This is a genomic window from Erwinia sp. PPS120 (genome assembly GCF_047918655.1).
Lineage (GTDB): Bacteria > Pseudomonadota > Gammaproteobacteria > Enterobacterales > Enterobacteriaceae > Erwinia > Erwinia tasmaniensis_A.
The window spans coordinates 17663-35994 of record NZ_JBLREF010000009.1; the positions used below are offsets into that span (position 1 = coordinate 17663).

The following is an 18332-nucleotide window of genomic DNA, read 5'->3' on the forward strand; positions in this document are numbered from 1 at the left end:
ATGCTGCTGATTAAAATCGGTCTTAACCGGCTGGGGGCGGGCTGGTCATGGATTAAACTACTCTGGCATCGGATTGAAGAGGATGGCATGACCACGCTTGCCGGAAACCTGGCCTATGTCTCTCTGCTGTCGATGGTGCCGCTGGTCGCCGTGGTCTTTGCGTTATTTGCCGCTTTTCCGGTTTTCTCCGACGTAAGCGTTCAGCTTAAGCACTTTATCTTTAACAATTTTGTTCCGGCATCCGGCACCGTTATCCAGAGCTATCTGGAGCAGTTCGTGGCCAACGTAAATAAAATGACGGCGGTCGGAGCCTGCGGCCTGGTCGTCACGTCGCTGCTGTTGATGTATTCCATTGATACGGCGCTAAATGCTATCTGGCGCAGCAAGCGCAAGCGGCCACTGGTTTACTCTTTTGCCGTCTACTGGATGATTTTGACGCTTGGCCCGATGCTGGCCGGGGCAAGCCTGGCAATCAGCTCCTACCTGCTTTCGCTGCGCTGGGCATCGGCTTCCGGCGTTAGCTGGCTGATAGACTATGGCCTGAGGATTTTTCCTCTGCTGCTTTCCTGGCTCTCATTCTTTCTGCTTTACAGCATCGTTCCTACGCGCCAGGTGGCGGGGCGGGATGCACTGATCGGCGCGCTGGTGGCTGGGCTGCTGTTCGAGCTGGGTAAGAAGGGTTTTGCGCTCTATATCACGATGTTCCCCTCGTATCAGCTGATCTATGGCGTACTTGCGGTTATCCCCATTCTGTTTCTCTGGGTTTACTGGACATGGTGTATTGTACTGCTGGGTGCGGAAATCGCGGCGACGCTGGGCGACCACCGCGTGCACCGTGAGCAGGCGTTACAGGAACAGCAAGAACAAGAGCGGGAAAAATTGAAACGATGATTGCCTTAATTCAGCGCGTAATGAGCGCAAGCGTAACGGTGGCAGGAGCACGCATTGGGGAAACAGGACCAGGGCTGCTTATTCTGTTGGGCGTGGAAAAAGGGGATGATCGGCAGAAAGCGTCACGCCTGTGCGATCGCGTACTTGGCTATCGCATTTTCAGCGATGACCAGGGCAAAATGAATCTGAACGTGCAGCAGGCAGGAGGTAGCGTGCTGGTGGTATCGCAGTTTACCCTTGCCGCAGATACGCAAAAGGGGATGCGACCCGGTTTTTCTGGCGGCGCGGAACCCGCAGAAGCAGAAAAGCTGTATGAGGCCTTTATCGGCTGCTGCTGTGAAAAAGGTGTGGCGACCGAAACGGGTCGTTTTGGTGCGGATATGCAGGTTGCGCTGGTCAATGATGGCCCGGTAACCTTCTGGCTACAGGTGTAAGGCTGAAAGCCAAACGACGGGTCAGCGTACCGGGCTCAGAAAGAGAGAACCATCTTATGTATCATCTTCGGGTGCCTGAAACAGCAGAAGAGCTGAATACCTACTATCAATTTCGCTGGGAGATGCTGCGCAAACCGCTTCATCAGCCTATGGGATCTGAACGGGATGCCTGGGATGCGCTGGCGCATCACCAGATGGTGGTTGACGAGCACGGCGAACCGGTGGCGGTAGGACGCCTGTATATCAATGCGGAAAACGAAGCGGGCATACGCTTCCTTGCTGTGCATCCCTCGGTGCAGGGGAAAGGGCTGGGTACGCTGGTGGCGATGACGCTGGAGTCCGTGGCGCGGCAGGAAGGGGCGAAGCGCGTCGTCTGCAGCGCGCGCGAAGATGCGGTGGAGTTCTTTGCCAAGCTGGGCTACGTCAATCAGGGGGAGGTGACCGCACCCCAGACCACGCCGCTGCGCCACTTCCTGATGATTAAATCGGTCATGACTCTGGATGATATCCTTCACCGGGCCGACTGGTGCGGTCAGCTTCAGCAGGCGTGGTACGATCATATTCCGCTTAGCGAGAAAATGGGCGTGCGGATTTTGCAGTACACCGGGCAAAAATTTATTACCACCATGCCGGAAACCGGTAATCAGAACCCGCACCAGACCCTGTTTGCCGGCAGCCTTTTCTCGCTGGCTACCCTGACCGGGTGGGGGCTTATCTGGCTGCTGCTGCGCGAGCGGCATCTCGGGGGCACCATCATTTTGGCCGATGCCCATATTCGTTACAGCCACCCGATCACCGGAAAACCGGGCGCGGTGGCGGATCTTGGCTCGATGAGCGGCGATTTGGATCGCCTTGCGCGCGGACGCAAGGCGCGGGTACAGCTGGAGGTGGAGCTGTTCGGCAATGAGGTGTGCGGCGCGGTATTTGAAGGCGTTTATATCGTGCTCCCCGCCGATCCAAACGGCCCGCTGGAGCTGGGCGGTTCGGGTATTAAGTAAGGGCAGCGTGAAACAAGGACAGCCTGAAATCAGCGCCCCTTCTTTTTGCGGCCCGGCTGGGTAAAGCGCTTGCGGGAAGCCGGGCCGGCAGGGGATTTCTCGCCCCCCCTGGGTGCGCCGCTAACCGGCTTTTTTACCGCAGCGGGCTTCGCTTTTGCAGGGGCTTTCTTCGTCGGTTTCTCTTCTGACGAAGAGTCTTCAATCAGCTTAAATAACTCAATCAGCTCATCATCGGTCAGATCGCGCCACTCTCCCGGCGGCAGCCCTTTCAGGCTGACATTCATAATGCGGGTACGCTCGAGTTTCATCACCTCATAGCCAAAGTGCTTACACATCCGGCGGATCTGGCGGTTAAGCCCCTGCACCAGCGTAATGCGAAACACGAACGGCGCTTCTTTCTTCACTTTGCACTTTTTAGTCACCGTGCCCATCATCGGCACGCCAGCGCCCAGTCCGGTGATAAACTCGTCGGTCACCGGCTTGTTTACCGTTACCACGTATTCTTTCTCGTGGTCATTTCCTGAGCGCAGGATCTTGTTCACCAGATCGCCGTGGTTCGTCAGGAAAATCAGCCCCTGCGAGTCTTTATCCAGCCGTCCGACCGGAAAAACGCGCTTGCTGTGGTTCACAAAGTTAACGATGTTGTCGCGCTCACCCTCTTCCGTGGTGCTGATGATACCGACAGGCTTGTTGAGCGCGATAAGCACCAGATCGTCTTCATTACGCGGCTCAATCAGCTGACCATTAACTTTCACCACATCGCCGGCGAAGACCTGCGCACCAACGCCGACGCGCTTACCGTTAATAAACACATTTCCCTGTTCTATGTAACGGTCGGCATCGCGGCGGGAACAAATACCGCTCTCGCTGATGTATTTATTTAGACGAATGGATGAATTGGTCAGCATGGAGCCTCCTTTTTTAAAGCGCGGACTATACCTTACTGCGCGCTACTGCGCAGCCGTTACCTGACCCGACTGCATTCTTTGCTGCACCGTTTTGTCGTTGACGGTCGCCGACAGCGTGCCGTTCACGGTGGGTTTCAGTGGCGTTCCCGCGGCCAGCCTGCCCTCTATCTTAAGCTGCATATCGCCGTCGCCCTGCAGATCAACATCCGGCCATCCCCACTCATGCAGCAGGTTAGCCGGGACCTGGCGTCCGTTCAGGGTCAGTGAGAACGCCCGCTGGGGCTGCTGGGAAAGGGTAGCCAGACTTTCAACCATCCCGCTTTTGACGAAGGCGCTCATCTCCGTTACCGCAATGCGGTTATCGTCAGCCGTCAGGGCGAGGGAAGGGTGACGGATGTCAACGCGGTTAAAGGTCGCCCCGGCGGCATTAACATTCAGCTTGCCTGACCATATTCCCCACTGGCGATCCCGCGCCAGCAGCAGGTCACTGCCGCTGCCCTCAAGTGACGTCATCTGGAAGGGGAAATCCGGATTGATATCAATAATCAGATTCCTGTTAGCTTCAAACCGCTTCACTTCAATGCCTGACAGCCAGGCTGGCAGGGGCGCCATCCACAGGTCACGCCAGTTTTGCGGCAGCGTATACTCCAGCCCGGCAATCGCCAGCTGATCCAGCGTCAGCTTTTTATCGCTCCGCTGCCAGGTACCGGCAGTGCGGATCAGCCCATTCGCCCAGCGCGAACTGAGCTGGGTCAGTGCGACGCCCTCTGGCGAAAAGGTCATATTGACGATGGGATCGTTCAGTTCAAAACTGCCATTGACGAAGGTATTTGCATTCATCGAAAGCGAACCATCACGGCTTTCCCAGTCGCCATCCCGCAGGGTGATATTTTTAAGCGCCAAATCCAAATCAGTGATCGCCCAGTCATTTCCCTCCAGACGGGCATCGGTTACATCAATACGCTCAAAGTGTATGGGTGGTAGCGACAGCAGTGGCTCCATAAAGCGTGAAAGGGATTGACTGCTTTGCAGACGAATATTGTTCAGCCTGAGATTCGCCACGTCCCAGCGGCCGGTGGCGTCCCGCTGTGCCCGGCCCGTGATCGAACCGAGCGCCAGGTCGGCACCGAAATTGCTGATAACCCACTGCTGTTGGTTAACACTGCCCTGCAGCAGCACATTCTTCGCGGGAATGCCGTCAATATTCAGCGATGCTGCGCTTATCTGAAATCGGGCATTGCTGCCAGGCATGTTCACCGCCCGCGGTTTCCAGGGGGTGATCCCGCCCACGACCCGCGCTGCTTTAACGGGCAGTTCGCCGTCAGGGAGGTCTACCGCCATCTCACTAAGCTGGAGGCGATCTGCTTCCAGGGGAAGCGGCGCGGCGTTGCGCCAGACGTTCAGCGTCCCTTTTTCCAGTCTGATACTGCTGAAGTGCCCTGGGTGGGTAAACTGAGCGAGACGCAGCCCGAGGTCCACCCGCTTCGCAACCAGCGTGGCTGGCTGAGTTTTACGGCCAAACGAGACGTTATCAAGGGTAAGCAGCGAGGGATCGGAAAAGTTATGCTCCAGCTTGCTGAACGCCAGCTGATAGTCGGTACGCTGGCTGATGGTGCGGCTGATCCATCCGGCACCCCACTGCGTTTGTAGCAGGACATACAGCAGGACAGCGACCAGTAAAAGCAGCAGCAGTAGCGTAAGCAGAATTTTTCCGAGTCGTTTCATTGCACCCTTCCCTATGAGCATTTTTGATAGGTTGTTATGCCTGAATTATTACCGAAGCTCAACCGCCGGATGCTCGCGGGCGACGTGAATATCGCCCGCCTTTAAGCGCAGGAGGGGGGACGGTGCGGTTTACTTCTCCTGTGGGAAAAGCAGATTCAGAATAATGGCGGTGATGCCCCCTGCCGCGATGCCGGAGGAGAGCAGCGTTTTCAGCCAGTCCGGAGCAAATTGCAGGATTAAAGGCTGCTGGGATACGCCCAGACCGACCGACAGGGAGAGGGCCATTATCATAATTGCCCGACGGTTGAGCGGCTCGCGCGAGACGATACGCACACCCGAGGCGGCGATGGTGCCGAACATGACAATCGTTGCGCCGCCCAGCACCGGTTCAGGGATATGCTGGACAAATCCGCTCACTGCCGGGAACAGGCCGAGCATAATCAGCAGCAGGGCGACGACAAAACCTACGTAGCGGCTGGCGACGCCGGTCAGCTGAATAACGCCATTGTTCTGACCAAAGCAGGAGTTGGGAAAAGTATTAAACAGCGCCGAGACACAGGAGTTCAGGCCGTTAGCCAGCACACCTCCCTTCAAACGTTTCATATACAGCGGTCCGCTGACCGGCTGCTCAGAAACATCGGACGTTGCCGTGATATCGCCGATGGTTTCCAGCGAGGTCACCATAAAGACCAGCATAAGCGGGATAAGCAGGTTCCAGTCGATGCCCAGGCCATAATACAACGGCGTCGGGACAGCGATTAAGGGTGAGGCGGAGGCGGGGGTAAACGACGGCAGCATGTCCAGCATCCAGGCGAGCAGGTAACCGACCGCCATAGCAATCACCAGCGACGCCACGCGCAGCCAGGGATTACGCTGGCGGTTTAACAAAATAATCACCGCCAGCACGGCACCCGCCAGCAGCAGGTTTTTCGGCGCGCCGAACGTATGATTGCTGATTGCGGTAAAGCCGCCGCCGATGGAAGTCAGGCCCACCTGGATCAGCGACAGGCCAATAATCATCACCACAATCCCTGAGACAAGCGGGGTGATAATACGGCGCGCCAGATGGAGCACGCGGGAAAGCAGCATCTCGGTACAGGAGGCCAGCATCAGCGTGCCGAACAGCGCCGCCATCATGGTTGGCACATCCGCACCGCCACTTTTCAGCGCGGTGCCTCCCATGATCAGCGGCGTTACGAAATTAAAGCTGGTGCCCTGAATCGACAGCAGTCCTGAACCGACGGGCCCCCAGGTCTTAATTTGCAGAATCGAGGCCACCCCGGAGGCAAACAGCGACATGCTGATAATGTGCTGCGTATCCTGCGCGGGCAGGCCAAGCGCCTGGCAAATCAGCAGGGCGGGCGTGATGACCGCCACAAACATCGCCAGCAGATGCTGACAGGCCGCAAACAGCGTTTGCGGCAGCGGCGGTCGGTCGTCCAGACGATAGAGCAGTTCGCTTTTTGCCGCAGCAGCATGCTGACGGCCGGATGCGGCATCGGGGATATTGACGGACATTTTCACGGTTCCCTGGTGAACAAAGTGGCGATTTTAATCTTATACAGGGTAAAAGCAAACGTTTGCCGTGAGAGTTAGCGTCAGCGCATCGACGATCCCTGCAGCCTGCTGCGCGACAAACCGATCCTCAGGGATTCAAATACGATGTAGCTCACACAGGCCACTAAAAAGGAGTTCAGGGTCGGTGCTCCCCACTGTACGCTCAACCCGACATAGCTCCCGGCAAGGCTGGCGAGTATGGCGGCCCAGCCGGTCGTCACGGTCTTATCCGGAAGTGTGCCGTCTGCCCTGGAGGTTTTCAGCGCGACGCTGTACTTCTTCACCACAAAATACTCGGTCAGCATCACGCCCAGCACGGGCGGTACGACGACCCCAAGCAGGTTCAGGAAGTCGACGAAATGGTCAAGGATGCCCCATACCGACAGCCCGGTACCCAGCACGCCAAGACCGAGGGTTACGGCCGAATAACTGAGCTTTTTACCGGTGGTGCTTTCGACCGCATTTACAATACCGAGCGCTGAGGAGTAGAGGTTGAGATCGTTGACCCTCAACGTGGAGCAAATCACGGCCAGCAGGCCCAGGCTGCCCGTGGAGAGGGTGATGATTGACATGATGTCGCCGGTGTTCAGCTTGCGGGCAATAAAAATGGCCAGGCCGTTAATAATAAATTCACCCAGAATAATCGTCGCGAGGGTGATCATCAGCACGTGTCGGCCATTTTTGGAATAGCGCGTCAGGTCAGGTGTCATCAGGCTGGCGAGGATAGCGCCGCCCACCACCAGTGTGATACCCGCATTGATCGAGAGCATCTCCTTACTCTGCCCGGACACTACCGGCGGGCTGGCGTGATCGGAGATAAGCGTATGCCAGGATATCCAGGCAATGAGCGCGATAAAAACCGGCACGGCAAAACGCGCGGTAAATCGCAGGGCCCGAAACCCGAAGGCCACGATGAGGGTCAGCGTCAGGCCGGAAAGGGTGGCCGCCAGTGAAAAACTCAGCTTTCCCTCCGTCGCCGCACTCAGAGAACGGGCGAAGAGGGAATTCTGTATACCAAACCATCCCAACAGGCTGATGGCCACCACCACCCCGATCAGCGCCGATCCGCTTTTGCCGAAGCCACACCAGCGTCCAAGCAAACTCCCTGACAGGCCCTCTTTCATGCCAATGTAGCCAAAGCCAAAGGTGATTAAACCAAAGATCAGGCTTCCGAGGATAATCGCCGTAAAGGCATCCCCGAGGGGCATACTGTCGCCTAATACGGCACCCAGCATAAACTGGTCAAGTGCGGTCAGCATTCCCATATGTACGATGGCAACGCTAAGGAGAGAAACGCGACTCGTCGCCGGTACGCGGCTAAGAGGAAAATCGTCAATTTTCATAATAGAAAATCCTTTTTAAATGAAGTGGATCCCTTTTTGGATCAGGCGACCTGGGATGTAGTTTCCGAGATGAGTATTTTCACAGAATTCTTCAAACTGCCGGAGCGAATGAACGCCTGCTTTTTGATATATGCTGTAAATTCTGTTTTCGACGGTTTTAACACTCAGTGAATAGATATTTGCCATCTCTTTCGCGGTCATTCGCTGGAGTATAAGGAAAATGATATCCATTTCCGCGTCGGTAAAGTCTGGATGATTACACTGTGTTGTCAGGACCGAGGGCTTTTTCTTATTAATAAATTTCGCGGGTGTCAGATTATCCAGCGGTCGTGCATTCCAGACGGTGCCAATACATTGGGCGTCACGGTTAAAAAAAGGAAATTTCTCACTGATAAAAGGCGTCAGATAATCCAGACCATTCCAGTAGTGCGTCTCAATAACACTGACGCGCTCAAGGGATTCTTCCGTCCGCCGATCGTGTTCCTGTAAATCTTCAGCGCATTCAGCCCATAGCGCGGGAAAGTCCTGATCGAGCTCTCCCTCAACATTGAACGTCGGGGGCGTATTTGTATAGCGACAGGCGGCTTTATTCATATAAAGATGCCTGGACTGAAGATCTTTAATACCCCAGGGCTCAGCAAGATTTTCCATCATACAAATAAAAGCCGACAGCACATTATTCCCATCGCTGGAAGACGCCATAGCATGTTCCCTTTCAGGAAAATATTTTCTGCAAATAATAACGCGTATGTTTACCTAAATAGCCGTCCATGCTGCCATATACCTGGTAGCCCAGCTTTTCGTAGAATCCTCTGGCCTGAAAACCGAACGTATCGACATAGGCCATCTTGCATCCCCGTGCTTTAGCGATCTCTTCCGCTTTCAGCATCAGCGCCCTGCCCTGATTATTCCCTCTCTGTGCTTCACTGATCCACAGATACTGGATCTCCAGGCCTTCCCACCATGTCTTCGCCACCAGTCCTCCGTGGATCTGATTATCCTCACTGCGGAGCGTTACCAGCAGTGGCTCAATATCGACCGCGTCGAACTGGCTGTTATGCTGCCAGAGATGGCTGATGACGTATTCCTGATCCTCAGCGGAAGGGGTAGAGGTTGTGACGATTTTCATTGTTGCTCCCTGAATTCGAAAATGATTGCCCTGCACAGCCGCGAATTTTGTGCAGAAAATTCATAAATTTTCAAGGGGGATTATTACTGTTTCACGCCTGAAAAATCGCCGCTATTATTCGGCAGATACAAAAAAATCAGTTATTTCAATATTTTTATAGGCATTCTGCCAACATCAGGGATATTAAATATTTAAGCCATGGGTATGAAAGCGGCTCAGGCGTTGGTATAACGCTGCGTTTCCGGTAGCCAGCGCTCAATAAGCGCCGTTGCCTGTTGCGGATAGTGCTGGTGGATATGTCTGGCGACGCGCTGTACCTCTGGGATCATCGCCTGGTCGCGCAGCAGGTCGGCGACCTTAAACTCGGCGTTACCGGTTTGACGCGTGCCCAGCAATTCGCCCGGCCCGCGAATTTCTAAATCGCACTGGGCAATGACGAAGCCGTCATTGCTGTCGCGTAAAACCTGCAGGCGCTTCTGCGCGGTTTTACTCAGCGGCGCCTTATAAAGCAGGACGCAGTGAGAGGCTACCGATCCGCGTCCTACGCGTCCGCGTAGCTGATGAAGCTGCGCCAGTCCCAGCCGCTCGGGGTTTTCAATAATCATCAGGCTGGCATTTGGCACATCCACGCCAACCTCGATAACCGTGGTAGCGATAAGCAGATGCGTGGCGCCTTCTTTAAAGGCCTGCATTACGGCCTGCTTCTCCCCGGGCTTCATCCTGCCGTGTACCAGCCCAATCTGTAATTCCGGGAGCGCCAGCTTCAGCTCTTCCCAGGTGGCTTCTGCCGCCTGAGCCTCTAGCTGATCGGACTCCTCAATCAGGGTACAGACCCAGTAGGCCTGTCGGCCTTCAGCGGTACAGGCGCTTTTCACCCGTGAGATAATCTCAGCCCGACGCGTATCCGGAATCGCTACCGTCGTGACCGGCGTTCTGCCTGGCGGAAGCTCATCGATGGTCGAGGTGTCCAGATCGGCATAGGCGGTCATTGCCAGGGTTCGCGGGATAGGCGTAGCGGTCATGATCAGCTGATGAGGATGGAAACCCTGCTCCTCGCCCTTTTCCCAAAGCGCCAGCCGCTGATGAACCCCGAAGCGGTGCTGTTCATCAATAATGACCAGTGCCAGCCCGTTGAACTGCACCTGTTCCTGGAAAATGGCGTGCGTACCGACAATCATCGAAACCTGCCCGGCCGCAATAGCTTCCTGCTGAGCCAGCCGCGCTTTGCCCTTCTGCTTACCGGCCAGCCAGCCCACTTCAATCCCCAGTGGCGCAAACCACTGGCGGAAGTTATTGGCGTGCTGTTCGGCCAGCAGCTCGGTCGGGGCCATCAGGGCGACCTGCTTGCCCCAGGCGATCACATTAAGCGCGGTCAGGGCGGCAACCAACGTTTTTCCTGAGCCCACATCTCCCTGTACCAGACGCATCATCGGATAGTCATGAGCCAGGTCATGTTCGATTTCCTGGACGACGCGAACCTGTGCGGCGGTCGGTCTAAAGGGCAGGGCTGCCAGCAGCTTACTGCTCAAATCGTGCCGGGGAGTCATCGGTAATGCATGATAGCGCTGGGCGCCGGCGCGAACGGCCAGCATGCTGAGATTGTGCGCCAGCAACTCTTCCATAATCAGACGGCGCTGCGCAGGATGACGGCCATGTTCCAGATCAACCAGGGCCATATCCGGCGGCGGGCGGTGCAGCATACGCAATGCGGCGGGCAGACCGATCATCCCCTGACTCAGCTCAGGAGGCAGCAGTTCAGCGATAGCGCAGGTATCCAGCAGCGCCAGCGCCTGATCAGTAAGGTTGCGCAGCGTGGCCTGACGTACGCCTTCGGTCGTGGAGTAAACCGGAGTGAGCGTTTCCTGCAAGGCAACCGTGGTGTTCTCGCCCTGGACCCGGTATTCCGGATGGATAATTTCTGCGCCCCGCTGGCCGCGCTTGATTTCACCGTAAGCGGTGACGCGCCTGCCGGGCGACATGCTGTTTTTCATTCCGGCATTGAAATTGAAAAAACGCAGGGTGAGGATGCCCGTCCCGTCGCTTATCTGGCAGGTCAGCATCCTTCGGCGGCCAAAGGAGATATCGCAGTTGAGGACCTCACCTTCTACCGTGGCGTAAATATTGGGGAGCAGGTCGTTAATGGCATAAAGTTGCGTACGATCTTCATAGCGCAGCGGCAGATGAAGCAGCAAATCCTGCACGGTAACCAGCCCCAGCTTTGCCAGCTTTCCCGCCTGGCTTGCGCCAACGCCTGCGAGGGTGCTTAGCGGAACGGTATCCAGCAGGCGACCATTCATTTTTTTCGACCCGATGACTGCATCGTTGCCCACCATTGAGCATCGGCTACCACCTCGCCCCGATCGTTGATCTGCGGGTAGGGTAAACCTTTGTGCTTCGCGACCCGCGCCAGCACGGGATAACCGCCTTCAAACAACAGGCGCTGCTGCTCGCTGAACGGCAGGGTGCTGGTCTGGCGCTGGTACATACCGGCATTCTGACGCTGGCGCTGGGCTTCATAGAGGATAAGCGCAGAGGCCACGGAAACGTTAAGGGACTGCACCATGCCAACCATTGGGATAATGATCTCCTGGTCTGCCAGTTCCAGCGCCTGACGGGTAATACCGGTTTTTTCCTGGCCCATCAAAATGCAGGTGGGTCGGGTGTAATCGATTTCGCGAAAGTCGACGGCCTTATCAGACAGATGGGTCGCCAGGATCTGCATATCCTGGCTTTTGAGATGGCAAATTGCGTCCGCGATGGTCGGGTGCGTTTGCACCTGCACCCAGCTGTTGCTGCCTGCCGCAGAGGAGACCATGGTTCGCATGCGGCTGCCCGGCCATACGGCATGAACTTCATGCACGCCCACCGCGTCCGCCGTGCGGATCACTGCGGAGACGTTATGGGGTTTATGGACCTGCTCCATACAGAGAGTCAGGTCATGTTGACGTGCGGCCAACATCTCCATAATACGGTCGAAGCGTTGAGCATTCATGCGCTAGTTTCGGTTACGGTGAACTTTAATCACATCCGGCATTACGCGGATTTTACGCATAATATTTGCCAGATGAACGCGATCCCGGGCCGTCAGACGGATAAAAGCACTGTAGACCCGACCATCTTTCTCTTCCGTATTCATGCTCTGGATATTGGAGCCAGCGGTATTAATAGCGGCAGTCAGGTTAGCAAGCGCTCCCTGATGATTAAACATTTCAACCTTAATTTCCGCCATAAATTCATGATCGGTCGTGACTTTGTCCCACTCAACCGCCATATATTTCTCGGGCTCTTTTTGATAGCCACGAATATTACGGCAGGACTCATGGTGCACCACCAGGCCTTTACCAGGACTGACGTGGGCGACTATCGGATCGCCAGGAATAGGGCGGCAGCACTTGGCGAAGGTAATCAGCACGCCCTCTGCACCCTTAATGGGCAGCTTGTTGCGGGAGCTGGAAGCAGTGCGCGGGCTGGCGGGCAGGGGGTTATCACTTTGCTGAAGATTTTTCGCCACCACCACGCTCATGGCGTTACCCAGGCCGATTTCTGCCAGCAGATCGTCCAGGGTGGCCAGTTTCATACGTTCCAGCTCGTGCTCCAGGTTGCCTGGCGGGATTTCAGCCAGCTTGCGGCTACCGCCCAGTGCGTGATTAAGCAGACGACGCCCCAGGCTGACCGAATCGTCACGCTTGAGGTTTTTCAACAGCTGGCGGATTTTTGCCCGCGCTTTCGAGCTGACGACAAAATTCAGCCATGCGGCATTCGGGCGGGCACCCGGCGCGGTAATAATTTCGACGGTCTGACCGCTGCTCAGCGGCTGCGACAGCGGATAGGGCTGGCGATCGACGCGGGTACCGACGCAGGCATGGCCGATATCGGTATGCACGGCATAGGCAAAATCCACCGGCGTGGCGCCTGCGGGCAGTTCAACAATGCGCCCTTCTGGCGTGAATACGTAAATTTCGTCCGGGAACAGGTCGGATTTGACGCTTTCAATAAATTCAAAGGAGCTTCCGGCACTCTGCTGAAGCTCCAGCAGGCTCTGTAGCCAGCGCTGAGCGCGGATCTGTGCCGTGGTGCTGCTTTCACCCTGCTCTTTATAAGCCCAGTGAGCCGCGACCCCCATCTCGGCCATCTGATCCATATCTTCCGTGCGGATCTGCACCTCTACCGGCACGCCGTGCGGCCCGATCATTGAGGTGTGAAGCGACTGGTATCCGTTAGCCTTGGGAATAGCGATATAATCCTTCACCCGGCCCGGGCGAGGCTTATACAGGCTGTGCATCTGGCCAAGAACCCGATAGCAGGTATCCACATCACTGACGATCACCCGGAAGGCATAAATATCCATGATCGAGTGGAAACGCTGCTCTTTGAGGTGCATTTTGCAGTAGATGGAGTAGAGATGCTTTTCTCTGCCGCTCACGCGACAGGGAACGCCAGCTTCCTGCAAACGCCCGTCAATTTCCGAAAGGATTTTTTGAATCATCTCCTTACGGTTACCGCGAGCGGCTTTAACCACTTCTTTAATCACGCGATAGCGATTAGGGTAGAGCGCTTCAAAACCCAGCTCTTCAAGCTCGGTTTTCAGGTGGTGGATGCCCAGACGGTGGGCCAGCGGGCTGTAAATTTCCAGCGTTTCGCGGGCTATGCGCCGGCGTTTATCCGGGCGCAGCGAGCCGAGGGTGCGCATATTATGCGTACGGTCAGCCAGCTTGATCAGGATGACGCGAATATCCTGCACCATCGCCATAATCATCTTGCGAAAGTTTTCGGCCTGGGCCTCTTTCTTATCACGGAATTTCAGCTTGTCGAGTTTCGACACCCCCTCTACCAGTTCGGCAACGCTTTTACCAAACAGCTGTTCCATATCCTGGTAGGTGGCGGGCGTGTCTTCGATCACATCGTGAAGAAGCGCGGCCATAAGCGTTTCATGGTCGAGCTTCATTTCAGCAAGGATGCAGGCTACGGCAACCGGATGGGTGATATAAGGCTCACCGCTGGAGCGAGACTGTCCCTCGTGGGCATCACGTGCGACAAGGTAGGCTTGCTTGAGGCGCTTAATCTGGTCCTCAGGCAAGTATTTTTCAATCAGCTGATTGAGACTTTCAAACAGATACAAGGGCGGCCTTCAGGCTGATAATTAACGACGACCTTCTGCGATAGCAGTAACAGCCTGCAGCTCAGCGGCTTCCTGATCCTGCTGTTCCTGACGATCGCGCACGTCCAGGATCTGGTTGGTGATCAGGCCTTCTTCGATTTCACGCAGGGCGATAACGGTAGACTTATCGTTTTCTTCAGGTACCAGCGGATCTTTACCACCAACCTGCATCTGACGCGCACGGCGTGCAGCGACCAGAACGAGGTCAAAACGGTTACCAATTTTTTCTACTGCGTCCTGTACGGTTACGCGTGCCATAATTGTGATACTCCACGGGAGAAGAAATGACTGGGCATCATACTGAGTTGTCCTCAGTCTGCCAATAGTTTGCTGATTAACGCGTCATGTCGGGATTTTTGACGTCCCATACGCAGCCGCTCAGCGCGAATGATGGTTTTCAGATCGGATAAAGCCAGATCGAAATCATCATTAACAATAAGATAATCGTACTCCGCAAAATGGCTCATCTCAGCCACGGCCTGCGCCATTCGGCGGCTGATAACCTCTTCGCTATCCTGACCGCGCCCGCGCAGCCGGCGGTCCAGCTCATCCTTTGACGGCGGCAGCACAAAAATTGTGCGGGCCTGCGGCATTTTCTCACGAATCTGCTGGGCACCCTGCCAGTCAATATCGAGGAAAACATCCACGCCGGTGGATAACACCTGCTCGATGGCCTTGCGGGACGTGCCGTAATAGTTCCCAAACACTTCAGCATGCTCAAGGAAGGCGCCTTCCTGAATCATACTGCGGAATTCGTCATGCGAGATGAAATAGTAATGTTCACCGTGGTGCTCACCGGGACGCTCTCCCCGCGTGGTATGGGAGACAGAAACCTGAGTGTCATACAGCGGCTGCGTTTTCAGCAGTGCATGAATGAGACTGGATTTACCCGCGCCGCTGGGAGCAGAAACAATAAAAAGAGTGCCTTGAGCCATGATTATCTTTGATATGCCAATAAAGCGGAGTCTACTTCCTGCACAGTATACACGGCTGGGGCACTTGATGCAGCGTTTCAGGCGTACCGCCGTGCTTTTTCTCTATAAATGGATAGCCCTTCGCAGCGTGTCGGTAATTTTTCATCCCTGATGAAATATTTCTGGTACTGCTTTCCACGCTTTCTTCTTTGCCGTCGTCAGGCCGCTTAACCTGCGTTTCAATCCGCACAGAACAAAAAGGAGAAGGCAGGATGCGGATCTTATTACTGTTGCTGGCGCTGAGCTGTTCGACTCTTCAGGCCCAGTGCCCGGTGTGGACACCCGCCCACGCGGCAAGCGAAATGACAGCGTTAGAAAAGCAGCTAAGCGAATGGGATGATGCCTATTACCGAAAGGGAATCAGCGTTGTCGGGGATGAACGCTACGATGCGCTGCTCCAGACCTATCAGACCTGGCAGCGCTGCTTTGTTCCGCAGAGCGATCTCCGCCAGCCCCAGCTGGCGCAGGGCGGTAAAATGCTCCATCCCGTTGCGCATGCGGGCGTCCGTAAACTGGCTGATAAGCAGGCAGTCGCACGCTGGATGACGGGAAAAACCGATCTCTGGGTACAGCCCAAAGTGGATGGTGTTGCGGTGACCCTTAGCTACCATCAGGGCAGGCTTGTAAACTTAATTAGCCGGGGAGATGGCCTGCGCGGCGAAGACTGGACGGCGAAAGCCGCGCTGATCCCGGCTATTCCACAGCGTATACCTGATTCTTCAGGCTCGCTTACGCTACAGGGTGAACTGTTCCTGTTGATGAACGGTCATCAACAGGCCGGGCAGGGGGGAGTCAATGCGCGCGCCCTCGTAGCAGGAGCAATGCGTCGAACCAGCGCGTCAGAGGTGCTTAGCAGGGTGGGGGTATTTATCTGGGGCTGGCCTGATGGCCCCGCCACCATGCAGGAGAGAGTAGCGAAACTGAGCGAGGCCGGTTTTACGCTGGCGGCCAGCTGGAGCCAGCCGGTCAGTAATGCCGGTGACGTTGAGGGCTGGCGCACGCGCTGGTTTTCTCAGCCACTGCCTTTTGTCACCGATGGCGTGGTCGTCCACAGCCCGCCCGCTGCCGGGCAATATTGGCTCCCCGGCAACGGTGACTGGGCGGTTGCATGGAAGTACGATCCCGTACGGGTCACGACCGGTGTGAAATCCGTTGATTTTACGATTGGGCGAACCGGGAAAATCAGCGTAGTGCTCAATCTGGATCCTGTTGTGCTGGACGATAAACAGGTTCGCCGCGTCACTCTGGGATCGCTTAAACAGTGGCAGTCCGCGGATATCGTGCCGGGCGATCGGGTATTAATCAGCCTGGCGGGCCAGGGTATTCCACGTCTGGATGACGTCGTGTGGCGCGTAAGTCAGCGCGATCCCCCTGCGACCCCACAGGCGGAAAGCTACCATTCTCTTAGCTGTTTCATGCTAACCCCTGCCTGCCGCGCGCAATTTCTTGCCCGACTGGTCTGGCTGAGTAGCCGCAATGGACTTGCCATGCAGGGCATAAACCGTAGTAGCTGGCAGAAATTGATGCAGGCAGGTCATCCGGAGCATCTCTTCTCATGGCTGTTGCTGACGCCAGAGCAGCTAAGTGAGATAAAGGGGATTACCCAGCCACGGGCCCACTATCTCTACCATCAGTTCACGTTTAGTAAGCAGATGCCCTTTAAGCGGTGGGTGAGAGCGCTGGGCGTACCTGTTCCAGAGAGGGCGCTGAACGCCATGGAAGACGATAGCTGGCAGACCATGCTGGCACGGGGTGAATCATCATGGCAGCAGCTACCGGGGGTGGGCCGGGCACTTGCGCAGCAGATTATGGCCTTTTTAACCGCGCCACAGGTGCGGCCACTGATTGCCTTTTTAGAACAGAATATTCCGGCACGGATCAGTGCTCCGCATCATGGTAGTTGAAGACGGGTAGACCGAGCTTAAAGCGCAGCGCCAGCAGGCGGGCAATAAAGCCAAACAGCAGGGTAACGGTGATTGTCGTTTCGTGTGACAGGGGCGTCTTCAATAACAGGATATAGAGCCAGCCTGACGCAAAGGCGATACCGGCATAGAGCTCTTTCTGAAACACCAGGGGAATGCGGTTGCAAAACATATCGCGCAGTACGCCGCCAAACACTCCGGTAACCACGGCACATATCGCGGCAATAATTGGCGCATGGCCCATGTCCAGGGCCACTTTGGCGCCGATAATGGAAAATACCACCAGGCCGAGCGCATCCAGCACCAGGAAAACCTTGCGCAGGTGGGGCATCAGGTGGGCAAGCTGGGTAGTCACTACCGCTGCGGCAGCGACAATAATGATATATTCAGGATGTTTTACCCAGCCAAGCGGATAGTGCCCCAGCAGCATATCCCTGACGGAGCCGCCGCCAATGGCGGTAACCGAGGCGATAATAATCACGCCGAACATATCCATCTGACGACGGCCTGCCGCCAGCGCGCCGGTCATCGCTTCTGCCGTAATGCCGATGATATAGAGAACAGTAAGTAACATAGCCAGCTCCTGAATAACCGGCAGCAAGCATGAAGGATCGGCAGTAGTTTGACGACTGGAATTTTAAAAATATTACGTGGATCTTGCGGCTTTCTGATTACAGGGGAGCGGAAGATTTTGATATCCGCGTAAATTTGCTGGCTGGGGTCACTCGCAAAGTCGCAACATATAAAACATGCGCTGGTGGAAGCCCCGCCAGCGCATGTTAACGGCATAGTGCATCAATCTCTACGAGATAAAACCGTGCCGACCCGCCGAATCAGTTTTTCTTCACGAACTCTGATTTAAGCTTCATCGGACCAAAACCATCGATCTTGCAGTCGATATTATGATCGCCTTCTACCAGACGGATGCTTTTGACCCGGGTGCCGATTTTTAGCGGCGTCGAGCTGCCTTTAACCTTCAGGTCTTTGATCACGGTGACGCTATCGCCATCGGCAAGCAGATTGCCGTTAGCGTCTTTAACGATCAGTGTGTCTTCAACCGCCGCATCTGCGGTTTCAGACCAGACGTGCCCGCACTCCGGGCAGTTGAGCATGGCGCCATCCTGCCAGGTGTATTCTGACTGGCACTTAGGGCAGGGAGGAAGAGTTTGCATGGTGAGCCTCAAAGTAATCCATAAAAAAACAGGGGGCATTTTAGCCGGAAGGCGGCGGTAAGCCTACAATAAAAATCCGGGGGGCTTATGAAGCTGGCTCGGGTGCTTTAAGATTATTGTC

The 18332-nt window shown here is 55.6% G+C and carries 17 protein-coding genes; 4 read left to right on the forward strand and 13 right to left on the reverse strand.

Annotated elements, in window-relative coordinates; genetic code table 11:
* Genes ACLRGG_RS05715 through fabY form a run of 3 tightly spaced genes read left to right on the forward strand, consistent with a single transcriptional unit; the run spans position 1 to position 2323 of the window.
* On the forward strand, positions 1–891 hold the full coding sequence (locus tag ACLRGG_RS05715; protein ID WP_416248825.1) for a virulence factor BrkB family protein: 891 nt from the start codon (positions 1–3) through the stop codon (positions 889–891).
* Positions 888–1325, forward strand: coding sequence for a D-aminoacyl-tRNA deacylase (dtd, locus tag ACLRGG_RS05720; protein ID WP_416248826.1), 438 nt, complete (start codon positions 888–890; stop codon positions 1323–1325). The genes ACLRGG_RS05715 and dtd overlap by 4 nt, the downstream gene beginning before the upstream one ends.
* A 56-nt stretch (positions 1326–1381) precedes the next feature.
* Positions 1382–2323, forward strand: coding sequence for a fatty acid biosynthesis protein FabY (fabY, locus tag ACLRGG_RS05725; RefSeq protein WP_345829619.1), 942 nt, complete (start codon positions 1382–1384; stop codon positions 2321–2323).
* 29 nt (positions 2324–2352) lie between these two features.
* Here fabY and rluF read toward each other — a convergent pair whose 3' ends face one another.
* The 11 genes from rluF to gmk all read right to left on the reverse strand — a co-directional run bounded on the left by rluF (position 2353) and on the right by gmk (position 15078).
* Positions 2353–3231: a 23S rRNA pseudouridine(2604) synthase RluF gene (gene rluF, locus ACLRGG_RS05730; protein WP_416248827.1), complete on the reverse strand. Its 879-nt coding sequence runs from the start codon at positions 3229–3231 to the stop codon at positions 2353–2355.
* Positions 3232–3273: 42 nt separating this feature from the next.
* Positions 3274–4956, reverse strand: a complete 1683-nt coding sequence (locus ACLRGG_RS05735; protein WP_416248828.1) for an AsmA family protein — start codon at positions 4954–4956, stop codon at positions 3274–3276.
* 129 nt (positions 4957–5085) lie between these two features.
* On the reverse strand, positions 5086–6474 hold the full coding sequence (locus ACLRGG_RS05740; RefSeq protein ID WP_416248829.1) for a nucleobase:cation symporter-2 family protein: 1389 nt from the start codon (positions 6472–6474) through the stop codon (positions 5086–5088).
* Between the two features lie 80 nt (positions 6475–6554).
* Complete coding sequence (locus tag ACLRGG_RS05745) at positions 6555–7859, reverse strand: cytosine permease (protein WP_416248909.1); 1305 nt, start codon at positions 7857–7859, stop codon at positions 6555–6557.
* A gap of 12 nt (positions 7860–7871) precedes the next feature.
* Positions 7872–8558, reverse strand: a complete 687-nt coding sequence (locus ACLRGG_RS05750; protein WP_416248830.1) for a helix-turn-helix transcriptional regulator — start codon at positions 8556–8558, stop codon at positions 7872–7874.
* A 13-nt stretch (positions 8559–8571) separates the two neighbouring features.
* A complete protein-coding gene (locus ACLRGG_RS05755) occupies positions 8572–8985 on the reverse strand; it encodes a GNAT family N-acetyltransferase (protein WP_067709229.1) in 414 nt (137 codons plus the stop codon).
* Between the two features lie 215 nt (positions 8986–9200).
* On the reverse strand, positions 9201–11282 hold the full coding sequence (gene recG, locus ACLRGG_RS05760) for an ATP-dependent DNA helicase RecG (RefSeq protein WP_416248910.1): 2082 nt from the start codon (positions 11280–11282) through the stop codon (positions 9201–9203).
* Positions 11279–11977 carry a tRNA (guanosine(18)-2'-O)-methyltransferase TrmH gene (trmH, locus tag ACLRGG_RS05765; protein WP_416248831.1) on the reverse strand — a complete coding sequence of 233 codons (699 nt, stop codon included), beginning with the start codon at positions 11975–11977 and terminating at the stop codon, positions 11279–11281. The genes recG and trmH overlap by 4 nt, the downstream gene beginning before the upstream one ends.
* Positions 11978–11980: 3 nt before the next feature.
* Positions 11981–14104, reverse strand: coding sequence for a bifunctional GTP diphosphokinase/guanosine-3',5'-bis pyrophosphate 3'-pyrophosphohydrolase (gene spoT, locus ACLRGG_RS05770; protein ID WP_416248832.1), 2124 nt, complete (start codon positions 14102–14104; stop codon positions 11981–11983).
* Between the two features lie 21 nt (positions 14105–14125).
* Positions 14126–14401 (reverse strand): DNA-directed RNA polymerase subunit omega, encoded by a 276-nt coding sequence (rpoZ, locus tag ACLRGG_RS05775; protein ID WP_067709239.1) that lies wholly within the window; start codon positions 14399–14401, stop codon positions 14126–14128.
* Between the two features lie 53 nt (positions 14402–14454).
* The gene (gene gmk / locus ACLRGG_RS05780; RefSeq protein ID WP_067709241.1) at positions 14455–15078 is read right to left on the reverse strand and encodes a guanylate kinase; all 624 of its coding nucleotides are present in this window, start codon (positions 15076–15078) and stop codon (positions 14455–14457) included.
* 251 nt (positions 15079–15329) lie between these two features.
* Here gmk and ligB point away from each other — a divergent pair, with 251 nt between their 5' ends.
* Positions 15330–17021, forward strand: a complete 1692-nt coding sequence (gene ligB, locus ACLRGG_RS05785; protein WP_416248833.1) for an NAD-dependent DNA ligase LigB — start codon at positions 15330–15332, stop codon at positions 17019–17021.
* On the opposite strand, the gene ACLRGG_RS05790 is transcribed toward ligB, so the two are convergent.
* On the reverse strand, positions 16996–17613 hold the full coding sequence (locus ACLRGG_RS05790) for a trimeric intracellular cation channel family protein (protein ID WP_067709245.1): 618 nt from the start codon (positions 17611–17613) through the stop codon (positions 16996–16998). The two genes, ligB and ACLRGG_RS05790, sit on opposite strands and share 26 nt — an antisense overlap.
* Before the next feature lie 259 nt (positions 17614–17872).
* Positions 17873–18211 carry a zinc ribbon domain-containing protein YjdM gene (locus ACLRGG_RS05795; protein ID WP_416248834.1) on the reverse strand — a complete coding sequence of 113 codons (339 nt, stop codon included), beginning with the start codon at positions 18209–18211 and terminating at the stop codon, positions 17873–17875.
* Between the last annotated feature and the right edge of the window lie 121 nt (positions 18212–18332).